21 protein-coding genes are annotated in these 25,213 nt (G+C 67.1%); 9 read left to right on the forward strand and 12 right to left on the reverse strand.

The window, feature by feature from the left end:
* Positions 1 to 55: 55 nt before the first annotated feature.
* A complete protein-coding gene (locus ACYYG1_RS03100; protein ID WP_461208813.1) occupies positions 56 to 835 on the reverse strand; it encodes an energy transducer TonB in 780 nt (259 codons plus the stop codon).
* A 221-nt stretch (positions 836 to 1,056) separates the two neighbouring features.
* Here ACYYG1_RS03100 and ACYYG1_RS03105 point away from each other — a divergent pair, with 221 nt between their 5' ends.
* From ACYYG1_RS03105 to ACYYG1_RS03130, 6 genes are all read left to right on the forward strand, one after another.
* Positions 1,057 to 2,961 (forward strand): TonB-dependent receptor, encoded by a 1,905-nt coding sequence (locus tag ACYYG1_RS03105; protein WP_461208814.1) that lies wholly within the window; start codon positions 1,057 to 1,059, stop codon positions 2,959 to 2,961.
* Positions 2,962 to 3,154: 193 nt separating this feature from the next.
* Positions 3,155 to 4,240: a methyltransferase gene (locus ACYYG1_RS03110; RefSeq protein WP_461208815.1), complete on the forward strand. Its 1,086-nt coding sequence runs from the start codon at positions 3,155 to 3,157 to the stop codon at positions 4,238 to 4,240.
* Complete coding sequence (locus ACYYG1_RS03115; RefSeq protein WP_461208816.1) at positions 4,237 to 5,064, forward strand: metal ABC transporter solute-binding protein, Zn/Mn family; 828 nt, start codon at positions 4,237 to 4,239, stop codon at positions 5,062 to 5,064. The genes ACYYG1_RS03110 and ACYYG1_RS03115 overlap by 4 nt, the downstream gene beginning before the upstream one ends.
* Complete coding sequence (locus ACYYG1_RS03120; protein ID WP_461208817.1) at positions 5,061 to 5,843, forward strand: metal ABC transporter ATP-binding protein; 783 nt, start codon at positions 5,061 to 5,063, stop codon at positions 5,841 to 5,843. The genes ACYYG1_RS03115 and ACYYG1_RS03120 overlap by 4 nt, the downstream gene beginning before the upstream one ends.
* Positions 5,844 to 5,851: 8 nt before the next feature.
* The gene (locus ACYYG1_RS03125; protein ID WP_461208818.1) at positions 5,852 to 6,748 is read left to right on the forward strand and encodes a metal ABC transporter permease; all 897 of its coding nucleotides are present in this window, start codon (positions 5,852 to 5,854) and stop codon (positions 6,746 to 6,748) included.
* Positions 6,738 to 7,346, forward strand: coding sequence for a class I SAM-dependent methyltransferase (locus ACYYG1_RS03130; protein ID WP_461208819.1), 609 nt, complete (start codon positions 6,738 to 6,740; stop codon positions 7,344 to 7,346). Before ACYYG1_RS03125 ends, ACYYG1_RS03130 begins: the two co-directional genes overlap by 11 nt.
* Here the strand turns inward: ACYYG1_RS03130 and ACYYG1_RS03135 are convergent.
* From ACYYG1_RS03135 to ACYYG1_RS03175, 9 genes are all read right to left on the reverse strand, one after another.
* Positions 7,343 to 9,844, reverse strand: a complete 2,502-nt coding sequence (locus ACYYG1_RS03135; RefSeq protein ID WP_461208820.1) for a heavy metal translocating P-type ATPase — start codon at positions 9,842 to 9,844, stop codon at positions 7,343 to 7,345. The two genes, ACYYG1_RS03130 and ACYYG1_RS03135, sit on opposite strands and share 4 nt — an antisense overlap.
* 39 nt (positions 9,845 to 9,883) lie before the next feature.
* A complete protein-coding gene (locus ACYYG1_RS03140; protein ID WP_461208821.1) occupies positions 9,884 to 10,084 on the reverse strand; it encodes a FeoB-associated Cys-rich membrane protein in 201 nt (66 codons plus the stop codon).
* A 342-nt stretch (positions 10,085 to 10,426) separates the two neighbouring features.
* Entirely contained in the window at positions 10,427 to 12,850 is a 2,424-nt protein-coding gene (locus ACYYG1_RS03145; protein ID WP_461208822.1) for a methyl-accepting chemotaxis protein, read from the reverse strand.
* A gap of 218 nt (positions 12,851 to 13,068) precedes the next feature.
* On the reverse strand, positions 13,069 to 13,626 hold the full coding sequence (locus tag ACYYG1_RS03150) for a 4Fe-4S dicluster domain-containing protein (RefSeq protein WP_461208823.1): 558 nt from the start codon (positions 13,624 to 13,626) through the stop codon (positions 13,069 to 13,071).
* Positions 13,627 to 13,636: 10 nt separating this feature from the next.
* Positions 13,637 to 14,713, reverse strand: coding sequence for a hydrogenase large subunit (locus ACYYG1_RS03155; RefSeq protein WP_461208824.1), 1,077 nt, complete (start codon positions 14,711 to 14,713; stop codon positions 13,637 to 13,639).
* A 9-nt stretch (positions 14,714 to 14,722) separates the two neighbouring features.
* Entirely contained in the window at positions 14,723 to 15,094 is a 372-nt protein-coding gene (locus ACYYG1_RS03160) for an NADH-quinone oxidoreductase subunit C (protein ID WP_461208825.1), read from the reverse strand.
* A complete protein-coding gene (locus ACYYG1_RS03165) occupies positions 15,091 to 15,543 on the reverse strand; it encodes an NADH-quinone oxidoreductase subunit B family protein (protein ID WP_461208826.1) in 453 nt (150 codons plus the stop codon). Before ACYYG1_RS03165 ends, ACYYG1_RS03160 begins: the two co-directional genes overlap by 4 nt.
* 6 nt (positions 15,544 to 15,549) lie before the next feature.
* Positions 15,550 to 16,404: a respiratory chain complex I subunit 1 family protein gene (locus ACYYG1_RS03170; protein WP_461208827.1), complete on the reverse strand. Its 855-nt coding sequence runs from the start codon at positions 16,402 to 16,404 to the stop codon at positions 15,550 to 15,552.
* Positions 16,404 to 18,287: an NADH-quinone oxidoreductase subunit 5 family protein gene (locus ACYYG1_RS03175; RefSeq protein WP_461208828.1), complete on the reverse strand. Its 1,884-nt coding sequence runs from the start codon at positions 18,285 to 18,287 to the stop codon at positions 16,404 to 16,406. Before ACYYG1_RS03175 ends, ACYYG1_RS03170 begins: the two co-directional genes overlap by 1 nt.
* A gap of 753 nt (positions 18,288 to 19,040) precedes the next feature.
* Between ACYYG1_RS03175 and ACYYG1_RS03180 the strand changes: the two genes are divergently transcribed.
* From ACYYG1_RS03180 to ACYYG1_RS03190, 3 genes are all read left to right on the forward strand, one after another.
* Positions 19,041 to 19,931, forward strand: a complete 891-nt coding sequence (locus tag ACYYG1_RS03180) for a flagellin N-terminal helical domain-containing protein (RefSeq protein WP_461208829.1) — start codon at positions 19,041 to 19,043, stop codon at positions 19,929 to 19,931.
* A gap of 475 nt (positions 19,932 to 20,406) precedes the next feature.
* Entirely contained in the window at positions 20,407 to 21,306 is a 900-nt protein-coding gene (locus ACYYG1_RS03185) for a flagellin N-terminal helical domain-containing protein (protein ID WP_461208830.1), read from the forward strand.
* 96 nt (positions 21,307 to 21,402) lie between these two features.
* The gene (locus tag ACYYG1_RS03190) at positions 21,403 to 21,759 is read left to right on the forward strand and encodes a hypothetical protein (protein WP_461208831.1); all 357 of its coding nucleotides are present in this window, start codon (positions 21,403 to 21,405) and stop codon (positions 21,757 to 21,759) included.
* A gap of 262 nt (positions 21,760 to 22,021) precedes the next feature.
* On the opposite strand, the gene fliD is transcribed toward ACYYG1_RS03190, so the two are convergent.
* Positions 22,022 to 23,704, reverse strand: coding sequence for a flagellar filament capping protein FliD (fliD, locus tag ACYYG1_RS03195; RefSeq protein WP_461208832.1), 1,683 nt, complete (start codon positions 23,702 to 23,704; stop codon positions 22,022 to 22,024).
* A gap of 9 nt (positions 23,705 to 23,713) precedes the next feature.
* Positions 23,714 to 25,213 carry a flagellin N-terminal helical domain-containing protein gene (locus ACYYG1_RS03200; protein ID WP_461208833.1) on the reverse strand — a complete coding sequence of 500 codons (1,500 nt, stop codon included), beginning with the start codon at positions 25,211 to 25,213 and terminating at the stop codon, positions 23,714 to 23,716.

A 25,213-nucleotide genomic window follows, 5' to 3' on the forward strand; every position in this document is an offset into this window, starting at 1 on the left:
GACTCAGGGGCGAACAAGCAGCTTTTGCGGACGATCGGGCAAGAAACCGCAGACCCTAGGGCTTGAGGCTGAAGCGAATGGGCAGCACCACGCGGATGGAGACGACGCGCCCGTCCTTTTTGGCGGGCTTGAACCGCCATTTGCGCACCGCGTCCAGGGCGCTCTCCTCGAACACGCCGGGCGGATCGGCCCGCAGCACCTCGGGGTCGCACACATGGCCCCGCGCGTCCACCACGAAGCGCACACGCACGCTGCCCGCCAGGCCGCCCTTGCGCGCGCCCACGGGATAGCGGGGCTCCACCTTGCGCACGATCCTGGGCAGGATGTCCACCTTGCCCACGCCCGGCAGCGCGCCGTGGCCGAGGCCTTCCCCCCGGCCCCTGGGCAGGCCCAGGGGATGCCCCTCCCCGGCCAACCCCTCGGACGCCACGGACGCCTCCAGGAGCCTCGAGGCATGGGCCTCGCGGCCCTCCCCGTCCCCGGCGGCCACGGCGGGGGCCTTCGGGACAGCGTGCGCCGGGGCCTCGGCGACGCGCGCGGCCACCTCCTTCACGACCACGGGCGGGCTTTGGGGAGCGGAGGCGCGCGCCTGCTTCAGCGGCGGCTCGATCTTCGCGGGCGGGGACGGTTCCCGGACGCGCCGGGGCAGAGGCGACTCCACGCGCCCGACCGGCCCGGGGTCGGCCTGGGCGCAGCCCGAGCCCCCGGCGTCGGCCACGGTGACCAGGGCCACCTCGTAGACCACCGGATCCACGAGCTCCACGGGTGCGGCCCCCATGCTCCCGGCAAAGGCTGCGGCCAGCACCAGGCCCAGGTGCAACGCCAGGGACGCCAAAATCGGAACCGCCCGGGCCGCAAGCCGCCCCGGCCGCCCCTGCGGGCACCAATCTCTATTTTTTCCACTGTTCATATAATGAATACATGTTACATGCCTTGGATTGTTGCAAGTATAATTTTTTAGTGTTACCCGCATACGATCAGATTAATAATTATTCCCTACTATTCTAAACAGGTACAAGGGGAGGTGTCGCGATGCACACGCGTCGGTGCTTGCTGTTGGCTGCTATTCTTGCGCTGCTCGTTTTGGACGGCCCGGCCCGGGCCCAGGATTCCACGGCTTCGGCCGCCGGAGAAGTCCAGTTGGAGGAGGTCAACGTGGTGGCCTCGCCCATCATCCAGGGCAACAAGGTGGACCGCTACGGGGCCACCACCACCGTGGTGGGCCAGGACCAGATCGAGGACCTGGGAGCCCTGGACATCAGCTCCGCGCTCCGGCGCACCCCGGGCGTGACCATCACCCGTTACAACCAGGTGGGAGCCTTCGGCGGCGGCGAAGGCGGCGCGGTGTTCATACGCGGCATGGGCTCCTCCCGCCCGGGCGCGGAGATCAAGACCTACATCGACGGCGTGCCCGTCTACATGGGCCTCTGGAACCATCCGCTCATCGACCTGCTGCCCGTGGACCCGGCCGAGTCCATCGAGGTCATCAAGGGGCCCCAGCCCAACCGCTTCGGCGACGCCCTCTCGGCCATCAACATCACGCCCAAGCGCATGCGCGGCGACGACTCCACCACCATCTTCAACATCGCGGGCGGCAGCTACGCCACGGTGAGCCAGTCCCTGGAGCACGGGGGCATGCTGGACGCCTTCGACTACTACCTGGGCGAGGGCTTCCGCTATTCCCAGGGCCACAGGACCAATGCCGACGGCCGCCAGGCCAGCGGGTTCGCCAACCTGGGCTACGAGTTGAACGACTACTGGGACGCGCGCCTGTTCGCCCTGGGCACGGACAACACGGCCGACGACCCCGGCCCGGACGACGATTCCGCCGAGAGCGACGGCACCTACAAGACCCGCCTGCGCATGGCCACCCTGACCCTGGCCAACGACTTCGGCATGGCGGACGGCGAGATCAAATTTTTCGTCAGCGGCGGCGAGGGCTACTGGTACGATCAGCCGGGCAACGACGACGAATGCCTGAACGACTTCTGGTTCTGGGGCCTGAAGCTGCGCGAACGCGTGGAGATCACCGACAGGCTGGAAGTCACCGGCGGCCTGGACCAGCAGTGGTGGGACGGCAAGATCCACTACTCCTACGACGACGGCTCCACGAACTCGGTGCAGGTGCCCAGATTCTCCCTGTCCATGCCCTACGGCGCGGTGAGCTATCTGTTCGGCGACGAGGACGGCTGGCACCTGATCCCCTCCGTGGGCGCGCGCCTGTACGAGCACAGCCACTTCGACAGCCGCACGGCCCCGCACTACGGCCTGGTGGCGGGCTACGGGCCCCTGGAGGTCCACGCCTCCGCCAGCCGGGGCGTCTCCTACCCCGGCCATGACGTGGCCGTGGTCTTCCCCACCGCCGCCTGGGAGGACCTGGAACCCGAGGTGGTGGACCACCGCGAGGTGGGCGTGAGCCTGTCCTACGAGGAACTGGTCAAGCTGGAGGTCAGCTACTTCAACGACGACGGCGAGAACCGCTACGTGTTCAGCACCCCGCCCTACCCGCCCACCAACTGGACCAACACCGAGGAATACCGCATCGAGGGCTTCGAGGCCTCCCTGAACGTGACGCCCACACCGGACCTGGCCCTGTTCGCCGGCCTGACCCGCCAGAACACGCGCCCCGCGGACATGCCCTACGCCCCGGAGACCACGGTGAGCGCCGGGTTCAACTGGCAGTTTCTGAAGGATTTCGAACTGTCCATGGACTGCGAATACGTCTCGGACATGTACGCCCTGAAGCAGACCCGCAAGAGCGGGGCCACCAACACCGAAGAAGTGGAAGAGCACTTCCTGGTCAACGCCCGGCTCGGCTGGACCGTGCTCCTGGAGACCTGGGACACCGAGGCCGAGTTCTACGTCTCGCTGCAGAACATCACGGACGAGAGCTACGAATACAAGCCCGAGTACCCCATGCCGGGCATCAACGGCATGATCGGCATGAAACTGACCTTCTAGGCAGGTCGCCCCAAAACAGCAATCTGCTGCGTTGCTGCGAAAAATTCAAACCCTCGCGTACAGGGAGTACGCGTCGGCCTTGAATTTTCCTTGCGCCTTGCATCTCACTGTTTTGGAACGACCTGCGCCAAACGGCTACGAAATACAGGCCGGGCGCGGCGACGCGCCCGGCCGCCCGACACGGAGAAGCCATATGGATACGCCGTCCACGCCCATTCCCGAGCCCAGGGATCCGTCGTCCCTGTACCGCGTGATCCACGGGGCCGAGCATGGGTACAAGCAGCTCCAGGCCCTGCGCGCCGCCCTGGACGCGGGGCTGTTCGAGGCCCTGGACGAGCCCACGAACTCCGAGGTTCTGGCCGGGAGCCTGGGCACGGACCCGGGCGTGACCCTGGCCCTGTGCCGCGTGCTGGAGGCCATGGGCCTGCTTGCGAAAACCGCCGAGGGCTTTCGGAATACCCCCGAGGCGCACGATTTCCTGCGCCGTTCCTCGCCCCTGTTCCAGGGCCCGGTGGTGGACTGCGTTCTGGAGGGGCTCGCGCCGTGGGACGGCCTGGGGCGTGTGCTCCGGGACGGGCCCGTGGAGCTTCGCGGAGACAACGCCTTCGCCGGGAACTTCATCCACGCCCTGGCCCGCGAGACCCTCACCGGGGAGATGCAGCGCACCACGGACATCCTGGCGGCGGTGCCGGGCTTCGACGGCGTGCGCACCCTGCTGGACCTGGGCGGCGGGCACGGGCTGTATTCCGTGGGCCTGTGCGACCGCTTCCCGGAGCTGACGGCCACGGTCTTCGACCTGCCGGGCATGGCCGAGGCCGTACTCGCCTACGCGGACCTGTCCGGCGGCGAGCGGGTCCGCTTCCGGGGCGGCAACCAGTTCAGCGATCCCCTGGGCCAGGACTGGGACGCGGTGCTGCTGTCCTACAACCCCGGGGGCAAGTCCCGCATGCTCCTGGACAAAATCCACGACGCCCTGGCCCCGGGCGGGTTCTTCATCACCAAGCACGCCTACTACGCCCGGGGGGAACGCTCCAAGGCCCCGCTCCTGGACCTGGAATGGTCCATGAGCGTGTTCCCGGGCGTGACCAAGGGCCCCAACATCTACAGCTTCAAGGGCGACATGAGCCACGAGGAAGTCCTGCACTACCTTAGCGGGCGCTACGAAATCCTGCGCACGGCCGGGGTGCCCGAATTCGCGCCCCAACGCCTGGGCAAGGTGGGCGACCGCCTGGATTCGATCCTCATCGTGGCCCGCAAACCCCTGGGAGGCGACGCATGATCCGCAAACTGCTCCTGGCCCTGGCCTGCTGCCTGCTGCTGGCGGCCACGGCCCAGGCCCGGCCCCTGCATCTGGTGGCCGGGACCACCATCATCTCGGATATCCTCACGGACCTCTGCCCCCAGGCCGAGGTCCGGGCGCTCATTCCCGGCGGGGCCTGCCCCGGGCATTACGACCTGCGCCCGGCGGACCTTGCCGGTCTGGCCGAGGCCGACGCCCTGGTCCTGCACCCCTGGCAGCGCGACCTGGAGAACATGCGCGCCCTGGTCAACGCCGCGGCCAGCCCGAAACTGCGCGTGCTGGTGGTGCCCGAGCCGGGCAACGCCATGGTCCCGGAGGTCCAGGCCCGCTACGTGCGCGCCCTGGCCGCCATGCTCATCGACCTCGCGCCCCAGCTGCGCGAGTCCATAAACCAGGCCGCCGGGGCCCGCCTGAACCGCCTGGAGCACCTGGCGCGGCAGCTCCACGCGCGGCTCCAGGCCGCCGGGGCGAACAACCTGCCCGTGACCTGCTGCGTCATGCTGGTGGAACAGGTGCGCTGGGCCGGGTTCCCCGTGGCCGCGACCTTCGCCCGCCCCGGGGACATGACCCCGGAGCAGATGGCCCAGGTCGTGGACGCGGGACGCGCCGGAAAGACCGGGCTGGTGGTGGACAACCTGCAAACCGGCGACGGCGGCCGGGGCATCGCCGAGGAACTGGGCGCGCGGCGCGTGGCGCTCTCCAACTTCCCGGACGGGTTCCGGGACACGGGCACCTGGGAAAAGGCCTTTAGCGCCAACGTGGAACGGCTCATCCGCTGCCTCGCCGCGCCGGAGGGCTCGTGAACGCGGCCCCCGAGATCCTGCGCTTCGAGGGGGTCAGCGCGGCCTACGGCCGCCACGTGGCCATGCGCGGGGTGGATTTGTCCCTGCGCCAGGGCGATTTCCTGGGCATCATCGGCCCCAACGGCGCGGGCAAGACCACCATGCTCACGGTGGTCAACGGCCTGGGCCGCGTGGTGGGCGGCGAGGTCAGCGTGCTGGGACGACGCGTGGACGCGGCGAGCGCCCGGGATATCCGCAGGCAGGTGGGCTACGTGGCCCAGCACCAGGACATCGACCCGCTGTTGCCCGTCACCGTGCGCGAGTCCGTGCTCACGGGCTGCTTCGGCGTGGTGGGCCTGCTCAGGCGCGTCCCCGGCCGGTACAAACGCCGGGCCAAGGAACTCATGGAGCTGGTGGGCCTGGCCCCCCTGGCCGAACGGCCCCTGGGCCACCTCTCGGGCGGGGAGCAGCAGCGCGTGGCCATCGCCCGCGCCCTGCTCCAGGGCCCGCGCATCCTGCTCCTGGACGAGCCCACGGCCTCCCTGGACTGGCAGGCCCAGCGCGGCATCCTGGGGCTGGTGCAGGACTTGCATGTCAGCCTCGGGCTGACCAGCATGATCGTGACCCACGACCTGAACACCCTGCCCGACGTCTGCAACCGCATCGCCTTCATGAAGGACGGCCTCCTGACCTGGGAGGGCCCGGCGGACGAGGCCGTGGACGAGGCGCGCCTGGGCGAGCTCTACGGCACGCGGATCCACGTGGCGGAAATGAACGGACGGCGGCACATCTGCTATTAGGGAGCGTCATGGACCTGTCCATTCTGCATTACGCGTTCATGCAAAAGGCCCTGCTGGCCGGAATCCTGGGCGGGGTGTCCTGCGCCGTGACCGGGGTGCTGGTGGTGACCATGCGCATCACGGCCATCGGCACCTGCATGGCCCACGCGGCCTTCGCCGGGGCCCTGGCGGGCATGCTCCTGGGCCTGGACGGGATGGTCACGGCCTTTGTCTTCAGCCTGGGCGTGGCAGCCCTCATCGGCCCGCTTTCGGACCGCGCGGACTTCGCGCCCGAGACCGTGGTGGGCATCGTGTTCTCGGCCATGCTGGGGGTGGCGTTTTTGTGCATCGGGCTGATGCCCGGGCCCAAGTCCCAGGCCCTGAACCTGTTCTGGGGCAGCATCCTCACCGTGGCCGAGCGCGACCTGTGGGTCATGGGCGCGGTGTGCGCGGCCCTGCTGGCCGGGCTGGCCCTGTTCTTCAAAGAGATCCAGGCCGTGCTCTGCCACCGCGGCGTGGCCCTGGCAGCCGGGATTCCGGCCACGGCGGTCTACTACGCCATGCTCTTCGCCACCGGGGCCACGGTCACGGCGTCGCTGCGCAGCATCGGGGGGCTGCTCATCTACAGCCTCATCGTCAACCCGGCGGCCGCCGCGTACCAGCTCTCCTACAAGCTGAAACACATCTTCATCCTGGCCTCGCTGTTCGGCGTGGCCTCATGCTGGGGCGGGCTTGCGGCCTCGTATCTCTTCGATGTACCCTCGGGCGCGGTCATCGTGGTCCTGTCCACGGCGCTGTTCGTGGCCTGCACCCTGCTCTCGCCCAAGAAGCGCGGGCTGTCCCGCAGCCAGCGCCTGTCCCTGAACTTTTCCACCGGAACGGCGGAACGCGCCCCGGACACCATCGGAGGCCCCCATGTACGCTGACAAGGCCGCATTCTTCGACGCCCAGGCCGGGGCCCGCTGGTCCGCCGCCGAATACGGGGCCGACGAGGCCCCCAAGCTGGAACGCCTCTTCGCCCACATCAGCCCCCTGGACGGGAAAAGCGTGCTGGAACCGGGCTGCGGCACGGGCCGCCTCACGGCCCTGGTGGCCGGGCGGGTGGGTCCCGGGGGCTCGGTGCTGGCCCTGGACGTCAGCCCGGGCATGGTCCGCGCCGCGCAACAGCGCCTGGCCGCCGTGCCCAACGCCGAGGCCCGCCTCGGCTCCCTGGAGGAGCTGCCCCTGGCCCCGGGCAGCATGGACCTGGCCCTCTGCCATCAGGTCTTCCCGCACATCGACGACCAGCCCGCGGCCCTGGCGCGCATGGCCGAGGCCCTGCGCCCGGGAGGCGGGCTGGTGATCCACCACTTCATCAACTCGGCGACCATCAACGACCACCACCGCAAGGCGGGCAGCGCCGTGGAGCACGACACCATGCCCGAGCCCCCGGCCCTGCGCGCCATGCTGGCGAAGGCAGGGTTCACGGTGGACGTCCTGCTGGACGACGACCTGGGCTACCTGCTCACCGCGCGCCTGCGCTAGCGGGGAACAAAAAAGCGCAGCCGAAGGGCGTTGCTGACCACGGTCACCGAGGACAGGGCCATGGCCGTGCCCGCGATCATGGGATTCAGGGTCGGTCCGCCGAAAAGGTGCAACAGCCCGGCGGCCACGGGAATGCCCAGAGAGTTGAAGGCGAAGGCCCAGAACAGATTCTGGCGGATGTTCTTCATCACGGCCCGGGACAGTTCCAGAGCCGTGGACACGGCATGGAGGTCGCCGCGCACCAGGACCACGTCCCCGGACTCCACGGCCACGTCGATGCCCGAACCCATGGCCACGCCCAGGTCCGCGCGGGCCAGGGCCGGGGCGTCGTTGATGCCGTCGCCCACCATGGCCACGCGGCGGCCGCCGTCCTGCAGGGCGCGGATCTCCGCCTCCTTGCCCTCGGGCAGCACCCGGGCCGTCACGGCATCGATGCCCGCGCGCGCGGCCACGGCGCGGGCCGTGGCCTCCTCGTCGCCCGTGAGCATGACCACCCGCTTGCCCGCGGCCTTGAGCCGGGCCACCACATCGGCGGCCTCGGGCCGGAGCACGTCGGCCACGGAGAGCACGGCGGCCAGAGTCCCGTCCAGGGCCAGGTACAGGGCGGTCTCGCCCTGCCCGGACAATTGCCCCGCCGTTTCCAGCAGGCCGGATTCCCCGATGCCCGCCACGTTCTCCTCACGCATCAGGCGCTCGTTGCCGATGAGCACGGCGCGGCCGTCCACCCGGGCGCGCACGCCGCGCCCGGCCAGGGCCTCGAATTCCGTGGGGGAGGCCACGGCGAGCCCCTCGGCCTCGGCGGCGGCCGCCAGTGCCGAGGCCAGGGGATGCTCCGAGGACCGCTCGGCCCCGGCGGCCAGAGCCAGGATTCCGCCCCGGTCCAGGGCCTGGCCCGGGGCGACGTGCACGGAGGTCAGCTCCGGGCGGCCGAAGGTCAGGGTGCCGGTCTTGTCGAAGACCACCGTGTCCACGGCCTCGCCGGTCTGCAGGGCGTCGCCGCCCTTGAACAGCACGCCCAGTTGCGCGCCGCGCCCGGCCCCGACCATGATGGAGGTGGGCGTGGCCAGGCCCATGGCGCAGGGGCAGGCGATGACCAGGACGGCCACGAAGATGCGCAGGGCGAAGGGGAAGCCGGCCCCGCCCGCGTACCAGGCCAGGCCGGCGGCCAGGGCGATGGCCATGACCGTGGGCACGAAATAGAAGCTGATGCGGTCGGCCAGGGCCGCGATGGGGGCCTTGGAGCCCTGGGCCCGGCGCACGAGCTCGATGATCCGCGAGAGCACCGTGTCCGCGCCGACCTTTTCCGCGCGGATGGTCAACGCACCCGTGGTGTTCATGGTCCCGCCGGTGACCTGGTCGCCTTCGGCCTTGGACACGGGCAGGGGCTCGCCCGTGAGCATGGATTCGTCCACGCTGCCCGCGCCCGAGACCACCACCCCGTCCACGGGGATGCGCGAGCCCGGGCGCACCAGGAGCAGGTCGCCCGCGCGCACCTCGTCCAGGGGCACCTCGGTCTGGTTGCCCGCCTCGTCCACGGCCAGGGCAGTGTCCGGAGCCAGGCTCATGAGGGCGCGGATGGAGTCCGACGTCTTGAGCTTGGACGCGGCCTCGAAATACTTGCCCAGGGAGATCATGGCGATGAGCACGGCCGCGCCCTCGTAATAGAGGTCCATGGCCCGGGCCATGGGCTCATGCCCGAGGACGATCTCCACGGTGTTCCAGAGGCTGTAGACCAGGGCCGCGCCCGTGCCCACGGCCACCAGGGAATCCATGTCCGGGGAACGCCGCCAGAGGTTGGGCAGGCCGCGCAGGTAGAACTGCCTGCCCGACCAGACCACGGGCAGGGCCAGGACCAGCTGGGCCAGGGCGAAGCCCAGGGGGCTGACGGCAGGGTCCAGGAACCCGGGCAGAGGCAGGCCGGCCATGTGGCCCATGGACAGGACCAGCAGGGGCAGCGCGAAGGCGAAGGCCGGGATCAGGCGCAGGCGCGCGGCGCGCAACTCTTCCCGGGCCTCGCGCTGGCGCTCCTCGAAGAGGTCCTCAGCGCCCGCGTCCGCGACCGTGAAGCCCAGGCCCCGGATGGCGCGACGGATGTCGGCGGCGGACACGATCGCCGGGTCGAAGGCGAAGGAGCCGGTCTCCGAGGCCAGGCTGACCTCGGCCTCGGACACGCCGTCCATGGCCCCGACAACGCGCTCCACGCGGCCCGAGCAGGCCGCGCAGTGCATGCCGCCGATGGCCGCCTCCAAACGGCCCCGGGCCTCGGGCAGCACGGCCTCGAAGCCCAGGCCCTTGATGCGCTCGGCGATGGCCCCCATGCTCTGGGCCTCGGGGTCGAAGGCCACCTCCATGGTCTCGGAGGCCAGGTTCACGCCCACGCTGTCGACCCCGTCCATGGCCCCCACCACCCGCTCGATGCGGCTGGAGCAGGCCGCGCAGTGCATGCCGCGCACCCCGGCCTGGACCCTGAGTAATTCCTTGGCCTCGCTGTCGTTCATGAATGCACGCGTATCCTTCGGCCCCGGCGGCGGGGCGCGTTACTTGTCTTCGGGCTCCATGGGCTTCAACTCGCGGGTGCAGGAGGGGCCGGGGACCCCTGAGCCGCAGCCCGAGGCGCAATCCCCGCCGCACCCGCAGCCACAGCCCGAGTCCTTGGAACGCATGAAGCGCCGCAGCACATACACCGCGGCCACCAGTACGATGGCGCCCACCAGGCCCCAATCCATAACCTCGCTCATGGTCTCTCCTTGTCCCATGCCGCCAACGGCATGCGGTTGATATTCGTTCTCAACAACTAATCCCCCGCCCGCCCCCCGTCAAGGCCGGGCACGCAAAAGCCCCCGGGCCGGAGGAAACCCGGGGGCGAGGCGCGGGATGGCACTACCCGAGGAAGCGGATGCGGCCGCTCTCCGCAATGGCGATGAAAAACATGCTTCAAACACTTGCCCGCAAACTGTTCAAAAATATGCGAGCGCGAGGCGCAAGGCAAAGGCAAAACCTCGCGTATATCAACGCTTGCGCTACGCGAGGTTTTGCCTTTGCCGCAGCAACGAAGCGATCGTGCGTTTTTCAACAGTTTGCTAGCAAATATCCCTGATCAGGCCGTCCAGATTCGCAGCCTGGCTCTGCAGCCCGGTGATGGCCTCGGAGGAACGGGACATCTCCTCCAGAGTGCTGCGGGCGATCTGGCTGATCTCCTCCACGGCCCGGCTGATCTCGTCGCTGGTGGCGGACTGCTCCTCGCTGGCCGCGGCGATGGCCTGGACCTGGGCGGCCGTGCCGTCGATGATCTCCACGATCTCCCTGAGCACGCGGCCCGAGTCCTCGGCCAGGGACGTGCTGCGGCCCACGGCGTCGAAGGCCTCCAGCCCGGCTTGGCGGGACTGGTTCGTGCCCTCGCGGATGCCGCCGATGACGCCCGTGACCTGCCTGGTGGCGTCCATGGTCTTCTCGGCCAGCTTGCGCACCTCGTCGGCCACCACGGCGAAGCCCCGCCCCGCGTCGCCCGCGCGCGCGGCCTCGATGGCCGCGTTGAGCGCCAGGAGGTTGGTCTGGTCCGCGATGTCCGAGATCAGGCCCACCACCGTGCCGATCTGCTCCACCTGGCCGTCCAGGCGCTGCATGTCCTCGTTGAGGGCCCGCGTCTTGTGCTCCACGCCCTGGATGGCCGCCACCACCTGGCGCACGGCCTCGTCCCCCTGCATGGCCTTCTTGCGGGCCTCGGAAGCGCTCTTGGCCGCGTCGGATGCGTTGCGCGCCACCTCCAGGGTGGTCACGCTCATCTGCTGCATGCTGGCGGCCGTGGTCATGGTGCGCTCGTTCTGGGCGTGGGCCCCGTCCGTGGCCTGGCGCACCTGGGTCCGCAGCTCCACGGCCGCCGAGGAGACCTGCTCGGAAATGCCCCCGGCCTGCTCCGCGGCCCGGCCCATGCGCTCGGCCTGCTCCTTGATGCGCCGCTCCTGGACGCGGATCCGCGTGAGGTCGAAGAACAGGCTGAACACGCCCAGCAGCCTGCCGTCCAGGTCGTACACCGGCGAGGCGTCCATGCTCACGGTGACGGCCTCGCCCGTGTCGCGGGTCAGGGCGGCCTCCTGGCTCATGGGCCTGCGCTCCTCCAGGGCCCGGGTGGACACGGTCTCGCGCCCGGGCTCGCCGTGGAAGAACTCGCCCGGGGTCTGGCCGTAGTAGTCCCCGGGCTCCCCGGGCTTGCCCATGAGCTCCAGCAGCTCGCGGTTGGCGAAATTGATGGTCCCGGAACGGTGCAGCACCAGGCAGGGCTGGGTGATGCCGTCCAGCACGCCCTGGGCGAAGCCGAGCTTCTTCTTGGTCTCGGCGTACATGGCGCGCACCCCGTCGGCCAGGGCCCGCATCTCGGCCTTGAAGGGCCCGGCCAACTCCGCCGTGAAGTCCCCGCCGCCCACGGCCTCCAGGAAGCGCTGCACCCGGCCCAGGGGACGCACGATCTCGTAGCGCACGAAGACGAACATGAGCACCACGGCCAGGACCACCACCGCCCCGCCCGCTGCCAGGGCCGCGCTCCGCAGGGTGCGCACGGGCGCGAAGGCCTCGGCCGCGTCCATCTCGGCCACCAGGGTCCAGCGCAGGCCCCCGGCGTCCACCGGAGCGAAGGCCGAGAGCGCCTCGCGGCCCCGGGGCCCGGTGATGGTTCTCGTGTCCCGGGTGTCCTCGCGGGCCAGGCGCACGGCTTCGGTGTCCACGCGGCCCTTGTCCGGATGGGCGAAGGACGCGGCTACGCCGAAGACGTCCGGGGCCAGGCGCGAATCCGAGCGCATCAGCCCGTCGGGCCCCACCAGATAGGTTTCGCCCGTCTCGCCCATGCCGCCGTGCACGGCCATGAGCGCGTTGACCCGGGCCAGGGGCAGGCGCAGGGCCGCCGCGCCCTGGACCTCGCCGTTGTGGTCGCGCACGGGCACGGCCACGAAGAACGCGGGGCGCCCGCCCAGGGCTGCGAAGGGCGCCACGTCCACGAACACGGTCTGCCCCTTCATGGCCCCGGCCCAGGCGCGGGCCAGGTTGGAGTCCTTGAGGGCCGCGCCCATTTTCAGGTCCTCGCCCAGTTCCGGGCCGCGTTTCAGGGAAAAGTACACCCGGCCCTCGTCGCCCATGAGATAGGCGTCCTCGAAGCCCAGAGTCTCGGCAAAGGACTTGAAGGGCCCGCCCACGTAGTCCAGCAGGTCCGTGAACTCCTTGCCCTCGACGTTCATGCGCTCGCCGGGCTTGGCCGCGCCCCAGGCGTAGTCCCTGAGCATGCCCAGGGCGTTGTAGATCTCCTTGACCCGCCCGAATATCTCGGCCTCGCGGCCCCAGGTGGCGAAGAGGGTCTCGAGCTCGTGGTTCTTGGCGTCGCGCACGGAACTCAACTGGTCCAGGGCCGCGCGGGACAGGCCGTCCGAGGCCAGGCGCACGCTGAACGCGCCCACGGCGATGGTGGGCAAGAGGCCCAGGAGAAGACAAAAACCGATCAGTTTGCTGCGTAAGGTCATGCAAGGCTCCATGGCTGGGTAGTGAACCTCCCCCCTATCCCAGCCCCGACCCCGGGACCGCATGATTCTGTGACAATGGTTCTACATTTTCATGGCGGATACGCCCCGGCCCCTGCCGGGCGAGCCCTTTCCGCTCCCTGCCGGAACTCGCGGAACATAGACGAAAAGGCCCCCCCGGCGAAACCGGGGGGGCCTTGGAAGCGGAATGCGGACAGGGGCTAGGAGTCCCCGTCCTTTTTGGGCGCGGCCTTTTTGGCCGGCTTCCTGGCCGCGGCCTTCTTGGGAGCGGCCTTCTTCTCCGCAGCCTTGGCGGGCGCCTTGGCCTCGGCGGTTTCGGCAGCGCCAGCGGCGTCAGCGGCGCCAGCGGCGTCAGCGGCGGCCTCGGAGGCGGCCTCGGCGGCGGGTTCCGCTTCGGCCTTGGCCTTGGGCGCGGCCTTCCTGCGGATGGTGCCCTTGACCTCGTACATGGACTTGGCCGCGGCGGGCTTGCGGTGCACGTTGACCATGGACAGGCTATGCACCGGGCAGTTGTCCACGCACACGGAGCAGTAGATGCACGCGTAGGGATCGCAGGTCCAGGTCTGGGCCTCCCGGTCCACGGTGATGCACTGGGAGGGGCATTTCGTGGAGCACATGGTGCAGAGGATGCACTTCTCGGAATCGTTGACCAGCTCGCCCCGGTAGCCCGGGAAGGGGTCGCGCACCTCGAAGGGATAGCCCCGGGTGGCCTTGCCGGACAGGAAGTTCCTGACGATGTTCGGTGTCATGTACAGCATGGCGACTCCCTTAGCGTTCCGTGCAGGAGATGCACGGGTCAATGGACAGGACCACCACGGGCACGTCCGCCAGCTCGATGCCGCCGACCATGGCCAACAGCGGCGGGATGTTGGCGAATGTGGGGGTGCGGATGCGCACCCGGTCCAGGAACTTCTTGCCGCTGGCCTTGATGTAGTACATGAGCTCGCCGCGCGGCTGCTCCACGCGCGTGACCACCTCGCCCTCGGGGTTGCCCTTGACGGGCACGCGGGTCTCGCCCTCTGGCAGCTTGGAGATGGCCTGGCGCACCAGGTCGATGCTCTGGCGGGTCTCGCGGAAGCGCACGGTGGAACGGGCGTAGGAGTCGCAGCCGGTCTCCACCACGGGCTCGAAGTCCAGCTCGTCGAAGCAGGCGTAGCCCAGCTGGCGCATGTCCTGGGCCACGCCCGAACCGCGCAGGGTGGGCCCGGCAGCGCCCAGCTCGATGGCCTGCTCGCGGGTCAGGATGCCCTTGCCCACGGTGCGGCTCTTGACGGTGTAGTCCTCGAGCATGGTCTTCTCCAGGGCCTTGAGGTCGGCCTCGAACACGTCCAGCTCGCGCAGGATGTAGGCGCACTGCTCGGCGGAGAGGTCGAAGCGGGTGCCGCCCACCACGTTCACGGAGATGATCACGCGGTTGCCCGCCGTGGCCTCCATGATGTCCATGATGCGCTCGCGGATCTTCCAGAACTGCTGGAACAGGCTCTCGAAGCCGAAGCCGTCGGCGAACAGCCCCAGCCACAACAGGTGGCTGTGGATGCGGTGCAACTCGCCCCAGATCACGCGCAGATACTTGGCCCGGGGCGGGATTTCGACGCTCATCAGCTCCTCGATGCCCTGGCAGAAGCACTTGGCGTGGATGCAGGAGCAGATGCCGCAGACGCGCTCCACCACCTGGATCATCTGGTGGTAGTCGCGGATTTCCGTGAGTTTCTCCAGGCCCCGGTGCACGTAGCCCAGGGCCGGGACGGCCTCGGTCACTATCTCGTCCTCGACGGTCAGCGTCAGGTGGATGGGCTCGGGGAGCACCGGATGCTGCGGACCAAAGGGTATGATGGTCTTGGCCATGGCGTATCCTTACTGTTTGGCGATCTTGCAGTTGTTGGCCAGGGGGACCTGCACCGACGTGATCTCCTCGTCCAGGAGCAGCGTGCGGTTGAAGTCCAGCACCAGGCCGTCGAAGGACAGGGCGAACTGGTCGCGCATCTCGTTCTCCACCAGCATTGCCGCGAAGAGGATGCCCGAAATGCTGGGCACGGGCTCGCTCTTCTTGTGGGTCATGCGCAGGTGCCTGAGTTCGAGGTCCTTGTCGAAGTGGTAGAGGATGTCCACGTTCTCCTCGTCCAGCTCGGTGCAGGACATGGTCACGAACCGCCAGCCCCCGTTCTTCAGCTTCAGGACTTCGCTGGCCACGGTGTCGGGCCTCACTTCCAGGAATTCAATGCTCACGACGCACCTCCGTTGGCCTCGACCTTCTCCGCGAACTTGGCCAGGCCCAGGACCACGCCGTCGATGATCGCCTCGGGCTTGGCCGGGCAGCCCGGGACGTACACGTCCACGGGGATGACCTTGTCCACGCCGCCCACCACGTTGTAGGCCTCGCGGAACACGCCGCCCGAGGTGCCGCAGGCGCCGATGGCGATGACGGCCTTGGGCTCGGGCATCTGGTCGTAGATGTTCTTAAGGACCTTCTTGTTGCGGTGGTTCACCGTGCCCGTGACCAGGAGCACGTCCGCGTGCTTGGGGTTGCCCACGTTGACGATGCCGAAGCGCTCGATGTCGTACATGGGCGTCAGGCAGGCCAGGGTCTCGATATCGCAGCCGTTGCAGCTCCCGCAGTCGAAATGCATGATCCACGGGGACTTGATCCGGGCTTTCTTGATGAATGATTTTATCATGATGTCCTAGACCTTTGCATAAAGCCAAATCAGGTTCACGAAGCTGAGCACCAGGCCCACGCTCCAGACGTACTTGAGCATCCAGCGCCAGGTCATGCGGGCCATGGTGTTGTCGATGACGATCTCCGCCAGATAGGTCAGGGCCACGAGCACGACCATGCCCGCCACGCTGGTGCTCCAGAACAGGGCGCAGAGCCCGAGGACCAGGACCGTCTCGTACCAGTGGGCCAGCTCGATGAGGCCCAGAAACGGCCCCGAATATTCCGTGAGCACGCCCTTGACCAGCTCCTGGTGCCCGTGGTGGGAGGTGGAGAAGTCGAAGGGCGATTTGCGGAGCTTGATGGTCAGGGCGTAGGTCAGGACCACGAACATCAGCGGGAGCTTGTAGAGCAGCGGCTGCTGCACGGCCATGATCTCATCGATCCGGAAGCTGCCCGTGACCAGGTACATGGACACGAAGACCAGGATCAGCAGGGGCTCGTAGGTCAGGACCTGGATCAGCTCGCGCTGCGCGCCCACCTGGCTGTAGGGGCTGGGCACGCTCATGGCGCCGATGACCAGGAACACGGCCCCGATGGCCTGCACGAAGAAGATGAGCAAGAGGTCGCTCTGCAAGAAGAACAGCGCCACGGACAGGGCCGCGGCCACCAGATAGACCCAGGCGGAGAATATCTGCCAGGGGTTGGAGGCCATGGGCTGTTTGCCGAAGAGCTTGGCCACGTCGTAGAAGGCCTGCACCACGGGCGGGCCCTGGCGCGACTGGAAGCGGGCGGTCAATTTGCGGTCCAGGCCCGCGATGAGGCCGCCCGCCAGGGGCGCGCCCACCAGGGCCGCGACTATGAGCAGAATGTCGATGGTCATCAGAGCGCCCCTCCCATCATGAGCACGATCAGCGCGATCGCGGTAATGTTGGCCAATGTGGTCAGGCGCTGTTCACCGAACACCGCGGGCATGTAGTAGTTGCCCGCCGCGATCCTCACCGGGGCGTTCATGGGGCCGACGTAGGTGCCGTCCATGCTGCCCGGGGCGTTGGCCCCGCCCAGGTAGGGGGCGGTGTAGACCATGCGCCGGGACTTTTTGGCCGCGCGCAGGGCATACAGCAGGCCCGCGCCCAGGACCACGAACAGCGGATACACGGCAAAGGCCCCCAGGCCGCCGGGCAGGGCCGCCGCGCCCAGGAACGGGGCCACTAGGCCCTCGTAGACCAGGGGCGCGCCCAGGGACAGGACCACGGCTCCGGCCACCAGGATCAGCAACGGGATGCGCGTCAGCGTGTCCTGGGCCTCGGGCTGGGGCTTCTCGCCGCCCGGGATGTCCAGGAGCGACCCGGCCCAGCGGGCCCAGTAGACCACCGTGAGGGCCGAGCCCAGGGCCAGCATGGCCACGGTGAACAACTGGCCCGAGGCGGCCTCGATGGCCATCCACTTGCCCAAGAGCACGCCGAAGGGCGGCAGGAGCATGGTCAGGATGCCGGTGATGGTGATCCAGGCAGTGCGGGGCATGCGCCCGTAGAGGCCGCGCATGTCCTCGATGTCGCGGCTGCCGATCTCCTGCTCGATGGTGCCCACGCAGAGGAAGAGCAGGGCCTTGGACACGGCGTGGAAGATGATCAGGAGGATGGCCGCGGTGATGGCCGCGGGGGTGTTGACCCCGGCGCAGGCGATGATCAGGCCCAGGTTGGAGATGGTGGAATAGGCCAGGATCTTCTTGCCGTTGGACTGGCCCATGGCCAGGGCCGCGCAGGCCAGGAAGGTGAAGGCCCCGCACAGGGCCACGCCGTCGGATACGAAGGTCCCCGCGTAGGCCGGGGCCATGCGCAGCACCAGGTACACCCCGGCCTTGACCATGGTGGACGAGTGCAGCAGCGCGGACACCGGCGTGGGCGCGACCATGGCGCCCAGGAGCCAGCTCTGGAACGGGACCAGGGCGGCCTTGGTGAAGCCCGCGAAGCACAGGCAGGCCATGCCCACCAACAGCGCCGCGTTCCCGGCCCCGGCGTTCAGCAGGAGCTGGATGTCCAGGGTGGCGGAGGACGCGTACAGGAACAGCATGCCCGCCACGAAGGCCACGCCGCCCAGGCTGTTCATCCACAGGGCGCGCACCGCGTTCTTGACGGCCGTCTCCGTGCCGTCATGCCCGATGAGCAGGAAGGAACAGAAGGTGGTGACCTCGAAGAAGAAGTACAGCCAGAGGATGTTGTTGGCCAGGACCAGGCCGTTCATGGCCCCCAGGAACAGCACCAGCCAGAGGAAGAACCGGGGCTGGCGCGACGTCTCCAGGCGCAGGTGCGCCTCGTGCTCGCGCATGTAGGGGATGGCGAAGATGCAAATCAGCGAACCCACGATGGAGATGATCAGCACCATGATGATGGCCAGCTGGTCCACATGGAAGGTAGGCACGTGCGCGGCGTGGTCCACCCAGAAGAATTCCAGCACGGCCAGCCCCGCCATCTGCAGGACCGAGAAGACCTTGATGAGCAGGTTGTCGTGTTTGAAGCCGTAGAACAGGATGGCCGCCAGGAGCGCGAAGTCCGCCGCCGTGACCAGCCAGTCCCAGGGCAGGCCCAGGAGCGTCCCGACGGTGACGCTGGCCGGGCCGTGCAGCAGCAGGCCCAGCGACGCCGCCGCCAGCACGCCGCCCGTGCCCAGGACGACCAGCGATCTGACGGCGGCCGCACGCAACAGCCAGCACGCCAAGCCGGCCGCGAACGGCAAAAGAATAAGAGCGACAAGCAGATTCGACATGGTTACCCCTTCTGAAGAATTGCCACCAAAACAACACACGCCTCATGGCGCCGACTGCCACATCGACGCCATGCCGTATCCTGGGCCCATGGCCCACGAATGGGATGAAATTCGTTCATATGGCATCAGATACATCAGGTCAATTACCCCAGGTTACTTAGCTTTCAAATAAATTCAGGACCCCGTGGGGCGCGCTGGAACGCACGCCCCCACCACCCCGCCCCGGCGGCGGCCGCCCCTCGGCAAAAGCCGCGAAATCGGCCTGTTATTGCCCGCCGGCCGCCTCGACCGCTCCGTTTTGCGGCCATTGGTTGTTCAATCAACCTGCGCTCTCGATGCATACCAATTCATAATACGTATTCATTGGCTGTTCAATCAAACAGGTTTTTGACTGTTTGAGGACCGCTATTCGCGTCCTCCGCCACACCTGGTCCGGACCCGGGCGCGGGGCCCCCGGCTCATGGATGCCCGAGGCCCGGCCTGAACATTTCATGAACCGGGTATTATTTTTTAAATCTTTCTATTTCAGTTGGTTATAAACTTTCTTTTGCTCCCTCCCTAAAGGGCCAGGCACCCCGACTAATGGCTTTCGCCACCCTGACGACCAAGTGGGCAACAGCCTCGGCGAAAACCAGGAGGGCTCCGACACCGGCCGGGATTCAAGGGGAGCATGCCACAGGAAGGCATTTCGAACCATAGGCATCATAGGGAACCAAGCAGGGAAGCATTAACCATCTATGGAGGGAACAGATTATGGCTCTTGTCATCAACCACAACCTGAACGCCATGACCGCCACGCGGAACTTGAACACGGCCTACTCGGCCATGTCTTCTTCCACCAACAAGCTGTCCTCGGGCCTGCGCATCAACACTGCGGCCGACGACGCGGCCGGTCTGGCCGTGCGCGAGCTCATGCGCTCGGACATCGCCGCCCTGGACCAGGGCATGCGCAACGCCAACGACGCCATCTCCCTGATCCAGACCGCTGACGGCGCTCTGCAGGTGGTGGACGAAAAGCTCATCCGCATGAAGGAACTGGCCGAGCAGGCGGCCACGGGTACCTACAGCTCCGAACAGCGCCTGATCATCGACTCCGAGTACCAGGCCATGGCCTCGGAGATCACCCGTATCGCCAGCGCCACGGACTTCAACGGCATCTACCTCCTGAACGGCGCGCTCTCCAGCGACACCCACAGCGGGTCCGCCCTGCAGTCCACCGGCAAGCTGAAGGTCCACTTCGGCACTGCCAACGATTCGGCCGAGGACTACTACTACATCCAGATCGCCGACTGCACGGCCTCGGCCCTGGGCGTGGGCAACGCCTCGAGCGCGGACTCCGCGGGCTACACCATCTCCACCCAGTCCGCGGCCCAGGCCGCCCTGGAGGCCATCGACGAGGCCATCACCTCCAAGGACAACGTCCGCGCCAGCCTCGGCGCGCTGCAGAACCGCCTGTCCAACACGGTCTCCAACCTGGATATCCAGGCCGAAAACCTGCAGGCCGCCGAGTCCCAGATCTCCGACGTGGACGTGGCCACGGAGATGACCGAGTACACGCGCCAGCAGATCATCACCCAGACCGCCACGGCCATGCTGGCCCAGGCCAACAGCACGGCCCAGCTGGCCATGCAGCTCCTGGGCTAACGCCCCGGACGCGCACGGCGAAAAGCGCCTTCGCGGCCCCGCCCTTTTCGGGCGGGGCCTTTTTTTGCGGCCTGTATGGATGAATCCGCCCCGTTCCCCGTATAACCTTGCAAGGACCGGGCGGAGGCACCTTCCAGCCTTCTTCTTCTGACCAAAGACATTCCCGGTCCCAGGACCTCAATCCTCACTTGGAGGCCCGCCTGGCACTGCAATGCCAGGCGGGCCAACTGTATCATGAGAAAATTTTAACATCATGGATACATCGATCAAATCAACTCGTATAACGTTTCCAAAACCTGAGTTGACATTGTTCTCTATTTTTTCAGCTCAACAACAAAAGTATCAGTATTTTGACGCTGTGAACATTTTATAGAGATCATTGCATCCTGCATGCCCACTGTTTCTCTTTTAATGGAATAATTGAGAAACAAAAAACAATGAGCATGCATGGCAACACAATCACACGGAGGTGATCATGTCTCTTGTCATCAACCACAACATGATGGCTATGAATGCCGCAAGGAACCTTAACTCATCGTATAACGCCCTTGCCTCGTCGACAAACAAGCTTTCTTCCGGCCTTCGTATCAACACCGCGGCGGACGACGCCGCAGGGCTGGCCATCCGCGAATTGATGCGCGCGGACATCGAAACCCTGGACCAGGGCATGCGCAACGCCAACGACGCCATTTCCATGATCCAGACGGCGGACGGCGCCCTGCAGGTGGTGGACGAAAAACTGATCCGCATGAAGGAGCTGGCCGAGCAGGCGGCCACGGGCACCTACAGATCCGACCAGCGCCTGATCATCGACTCCGAGTACCAGGCCATGGCCTCGGAAATCACCCGTATCGCCATGGCCACAGACTTCAACGGCATCATGCTCCTGGACGGCACCCTCTCGGGCGTGGAAGGCGACCACGACGGCAGCGGCATGCAGTCCACCGGCCCCCTGAAGGTCCACTTCGGCACGGGCAACGACTCGGACGAAGACTACTATTACGTGACCATCGGCTGCTGCACCGCCTCGGCCCTGGGCGTGGGCAGCGCGAGCGCCCCCGGTTCCGCGGGCTACACCATCTCCACCCAGGCCGCGGCCCAGGACGCCCTGGACGCCATCAACGAAGCCATCGTCTCCAAGGACACCATCCGCGCCCACCTTGGCGCCATGCAAAACCGACTCTCCAACACCATCTCCAACCTGGACATCCAGGCCGAGAACCTGCAGGCCGCCGAGTCCCGCATCTCCGATGTGGACGTGGCCACGGAGATGACCGAGTACACCAAGCAGCAGATCATCACCCAATCAGCCACCGCCATGCTGGCCCAGGCCAACAGCCTGCCGCAGCTCGCGCTGCAGCTCTTGGGCGGCTAGGACCGGAGACATGGAGGATATGCGCCGTGAGGCGGGGCCCGGGGCTGACCGGGCCCCGCTATCGGCGTCCTGATAGCGGGGTTCTTCGACACTCACATGAGCTTTCTGCCCACAGGATTCATCCGCTGGCTGCGCCTGGCGCGCAACGGACACGAGGCCCGCGCCGACCAGGCCGTGCGCGCCGAGGCCGAACGCGCCGTGGACCGACGCCGCAGCCTCGCCGAGGCCACGGGTATCGCCAAGCGCCCCGGCGGTCTCCTGCGCCTGTCGGCCATCCTCTCCGAATCCATGCGCATCACCCGCCTGTACAATATCTGGGGAAGCAACATCATCAAGGTGGAAGTCCTCGAACCGCCCGAAGAGGAGCGTGACGAAGGGCGCGCCGCCAGCGACAAGGGGCGCATCGTGGATGCCAGGGACGACGCGCGCGGGGACGAAACGCCTCGCGCCTGAACCTTGCCCCCGCGTGCCAGCGCTCCGCGCCGCATCCCCCCGAAATTCCCCGGACAAACGCAAAGGCCCCCGCGGCGCTCGCCGCGGGGGCCGGAGTTCGTCCCGGGCCAGACACATTCATTCCAACCGCATGGGGGGGGAGCCTGCCGGGAGAACGTCTCACCGGCTGTTGCGTTTGGTAGGCAGGCGGTCCGGCCCGGGACGAAACAACCCTTGAAATTCAGGGGACGCGCTCGCGCGGCCCAAGACAAATCAAGCTTGCTTAATCCGAATTCAAAGACTTCAGGGTGGTTTCCAGGGACGTGTTGATGGCTTTGAGCTCCGTGAGCACCTTCTCCAAGGTGGCGAAACGCTCGCGCAAGCGGTCCTCGTACAGGGTCAGGCGGTCCTCTTCCTGGTCGATGGACTCCTGGGTGTTGGCGACGATACTGTCGTAGTTTTCCCCAATGATCACCAGGATGCCGTCCTCGGAATCCGTCATGTCGGCCAGCATGTCCGCCAATTGGCCGATCTTGCCCTGCTTCACCGAAACCGTGCCGGAATAGGTGCCGTCGGCGAGATTGTTCACGCGCACGGCCAAACCGGCGCCGCTGTTGCCATACTGCCCGGTGATCAAGTTGTCGCTGACCAGGGCCTCCTCCCCGTTCACGGTGGCCCAGACGATCTGGCCGCCCACGACCTCGTACTCCACTTTGTGGTCGCCGCCCTTGGTGATGCCCTCCACCGAAGAAACATAGGTCATGTCCGTGGAATCCGTGGTGCCGTCCTCGGTGCAGGCAAACAGATCGATCACGGCCTGGGCGTCGGTGTCCAGGGCCTCGTCCAGCTCGCCCTCGTCGATAATCAGCTGGCCGAAGGTCTCCGAACTCTCGTCCGGGTCCGTGGCGATGCCGATCTGGGACAGGGCCGAGTACAGGTCCCCGAGCCCGGTGTCCGCATCGTAGTACTCGAACCCCAGCGCCGCGGAGGCCGTGATGTTCTTGATATTCGACTTGACCATGTCCACGCCGTAGTTGCCCGTCATCAGCGATCCCGTGGCCTTGGTTTCACTCTCCACCTTCACCGAGGTCAAATCCTGGATTTTGATCAGCACGGAATTGATGGCCTCCACCAGATCCACGATCTTCTCCTTGATCGCGTCGGTGTCGGTGCCGATGGTGATGGTGATGTCCGTGGCCTCGTCGTGCAGGTCCAGGGTCACGCCCTTGATGACGTCGCTGATGGTGTTGGTGTTGCGCTCGATCCATTCGTCGGCGGCCAAAGGAAATCCATCCACCTTGATGCGCGCGCTCTGGGCCGCCTGGGTGTTGTCGAAGTCCGACGCCGAGAGCCCGGTCAGGGTGGAGGCATCAATGGTGATGGCGTTGGCCGCGCCCATGTCCATGCCGTAGATCTGCAGATGATGGCCTGTTCCGTCGTTGATGGTGGCGGCCCTGACGTCGGCCTTGCTGTCGGGGTTGGAATTGATGGCGTCCACCAGGTCCTGCAGGGAAGCGTTGGCCGAAAGCGCGACGGAGTATTGTTCGCCGGCGTAGGAGAAGGTGAACGTGGCGTTGGAAGTGGTGATGGCGCTCGTGAGATCCGACACGCTGACGGAACTGGTCCAAATGTCGTTCTGGGCCAGCTGCCCCACGGTGATGGTGTGGGTGCCGTCTTCGGCGTCGCCGTCGGTGCGCACGGTCAGGGCGTTCTCTTTGGTGGAGGCGGCCGACTTTTCCGAGAATTCGGCCACCGTGTCCATGCCCGCCAGGGTGCTGCGCAAGGTGCCCAGTTCGGTGTTCAATTCGGCCAGGGCGTCGGACTTCTCCTGCCAGTACTCCTCCCAATCCTCCAACTGATTCAGGCGGACGCTCTCGGTCTCCACCATGGCCTTGATGATGGAGTCGAAGTCCGTCTCGCTGCCCAGGCCGGTGAAATAGATGGCTCCGGAAGTGTAGTCGGCCATAATCGGCTCCTACAGGTACTTGAGCAGCGAGAGCTGCATGATGTTAGTGCTGGTCTCCACCACCGACATGTATACGGTCTTCGCGGCTTCGAGCTTCACGGACAGGGTCAGCAGATCCACGTCCTCGATGTCGCTGAGTTGGGAATCGGAATTGGTCTGGCGCAACTCCAGATAGGTCTGAGCCGCCTCCAGCCGCGTCTCCCTGGCGCCCACGTCCGCGGCCGCAGAGGTCACGCGGCTCTGGCATTCCGCAAGCTTTTCCAGGCCCTCGGAGATGGCCTCGGTGTCGTTGGTCTCCAGGGCGCCGATGAGCTCCCCCACGGTCTCGAACAGGTTGGGTCCATCCTCGGCCGTGGCGTAAGCCTCGCCCGTGGCCTGGTACAGACCGCCGAAGATATCCTTGCCCACGTTGTTGATGGTGATGGAGCTGGAGTCCGAGATGCCCAGGGTGATGTCCGCTATATGCGGAGTGATCACGAACTGCCCGCCGTCGGCCACGGTTGTGCCGCCCAGGGGGCCCGCGGTCAGCCGCAAGGTCCCTCCCGGCACCGTGAGGATGCCGTTGGTGGAAGTGTTGCCCGTGGTCCAGGTGGAGCCGCCGTCCGTGGAGTAGGAGTACTCGATGGTGTCGGTGGCGATGTCGCCGCCCGTGTCGACGCGCACCACCACCTTGCCGGAAAAGCTGCCTTCGGCCGCGCAGCTGATGTCCGAGTCGCCGTACTGGACGGCGTCGGCCCCGTCTTCGTCGTCACCCAGATATCTGGCCGAGGGCCGCACCACAAAGGTGGACGCCCCGCCCGCGTCGGCCTCCACGCTGGTCGCGGCGCCGTCGGCCATCTCCACCTGCACGCCGCCCAGGTCCAAGGTGGTGTCGCCCGCGGCCAGGGTGCCCGTGGCCCAGGTCTCGCCCCCGTCCGTGGAGTACTGGTAGTCGATGTCGCCGGTGGCGGCCGCGCCCACGGTGCCCGTGGTCAGGAACTCCACCAGGATGCAGGAGTCCGAGTCGCCGGTCACGTAGAGCAAATCGTCGTCCGTGAGGGTGCCGCCCGTGACGTCGGTGCCCAGGCATTCCTCGTAGGCGTTGGCGCCGGTCTTCTGGCCCGCGAAGATGCTTTCGTCCAGGTACTCGGTGTTGACCACGGTGAGCATCTCGGCCAAGACCTCCCTGAGCTCTTCGGCCAGGTTGCGGCGGCCCGAGGCGTTCATGGTCTCCGTGGCCCCCTGCTCGGCCAGCTCCTTGGCGTTGGTGATCCGTTCGCTCATGGTGGTCAGGGCGTCGTCGGCCTGCACCAGCCAGCCCTTGGCGGTCCCGATGTTCTCGACGTACTGCGCCATGGCGCTCAGGCTGTCGCGCAGATTGAGAATGGCCCCGGTGCCCGCGGGGTCGTCGCTGGGCGTGTTGACCTTCTTTTTCGAGGCGTTCTGCGCGGACAACGCGTAGTAGTCCGACAGGGCCGAGTTGGTGTTGTAGATCACCGAGCCCCAGATCATGCTGTTGGAAACGCGCAC

The organism is Desulfocurvus sp. DL1XJH-121, assembly GCF_054819825.1.

Coding starts and splice junctions, on each gene's coding strand:
- ACYYG1_RS03110 (WP_461208815.1), top strand. CDS start 3,155: ATGGATACGCCGTCCACGCCCATTCCCGAGCCCAGGGATCCGTCGTCC.
- ACYYG1_RS03115 (WP_461208816.1), top strand. CDS start 4,237: ATGATCCGCAAACTGCTCCTGGCCCTGGCCTGCTGCCTGCTGCTGGCG.
- ACYYG1_RS03125 (WP_461208818.1), top strand. CDS start 5,852: ATGGACCTGTCCATTCTGCATTACGCGTTCATGCAAAAGGCCCTGCTG.
- ACYYG1_RS03130 (WP_461208819.1), top strand. CDS start 6,738: ATGTACGCTGACAAGGCCGCATTCTTCGACGCCCAGGCCGGGGCCCGC.
- ACYYG1_RS03135 (WP_461208820.1), bottom strand. CDS start 9,844: ATGAACGACAGCGAGGCCAAGGAATTACTCAGGGTCCAGGCCGGGGTG.
- ACYYG1_RS03140 (WP_461208821.1), bottom strand. CDS start 10,084: ATGAGCGAGGTTATGGATTGGGGCCTGGTGGGCGCCATCGTACTGGTG.
- ACYYG1_RS03145 (WP_461208822.1), bottom strand. CDS start 12,850: ATGACCTTACGCAGCAAACTGATCGGTTTTTGTCTTCTCCTGGGCCTC.
- ACYYG1_RS03150 (WP_461208823.1), bottom strand. CDS start 13,626: ATGCTGTACATGACACCGAACATCGTCAGGAACTTCCTGTCCGGCAAG.
- ACYYG1_RS03155 (WP_461208824.1), bottom strand. CDS start 14,713: ATGGCCAAGACCATCATACCCTTTGGTCCGCAGCATCCGGTGCTCCCC.
- ACYYG1_RS03165 (WP_461208826.1), bottom strand. CDS start 15,543: ATGATAAAATCATTCATCAAGAAAGCCCGGATCAAGTCCCCGTGGATC.
- ACYYG1_RS03170 (WP_461208827.1), bottom strand. CDS start 16,404: ATGACCATCGACATTCTGCTCATAGTCGCGGCCCTGGTGGGCGCGCCC.
- ACYYG1_RS03175 (WP_461208828.1), bottom strand. CDS start 18,287: ATGTCGAATCTGCTTGTCGCTCTTATTCTTTTGCCGTTCGCGGCCGGC.
- ACYYG1_RS03180 (WP_461208829.1), top strand. CDS start 19,041: ATGGCTCTTGTCATCAACCACAACCTGAACGCCATGACCGCCACGCGG.
- ACYYG1_RS03185 (WP_461208830.1), top strand. CDS start 20,407: ATGTCTCTTGTCATCAACCACAACATGATGGCTATGAATGCCGCAAGG.
- ACYYG1_RS03190 (WP_461208831.1), top strand. CDS start 21,403: ATGAGCTTTCTGCCCACAGGATTCATCCGCTGGCTGCGCCTGGCGCGC.
- fliD (WP_461208832.1), bottom strand. CDS start 23,704: ATGGCCGACTACACTTCCGGAGCCATCTATTTCACCGGCCTGGGCAGC.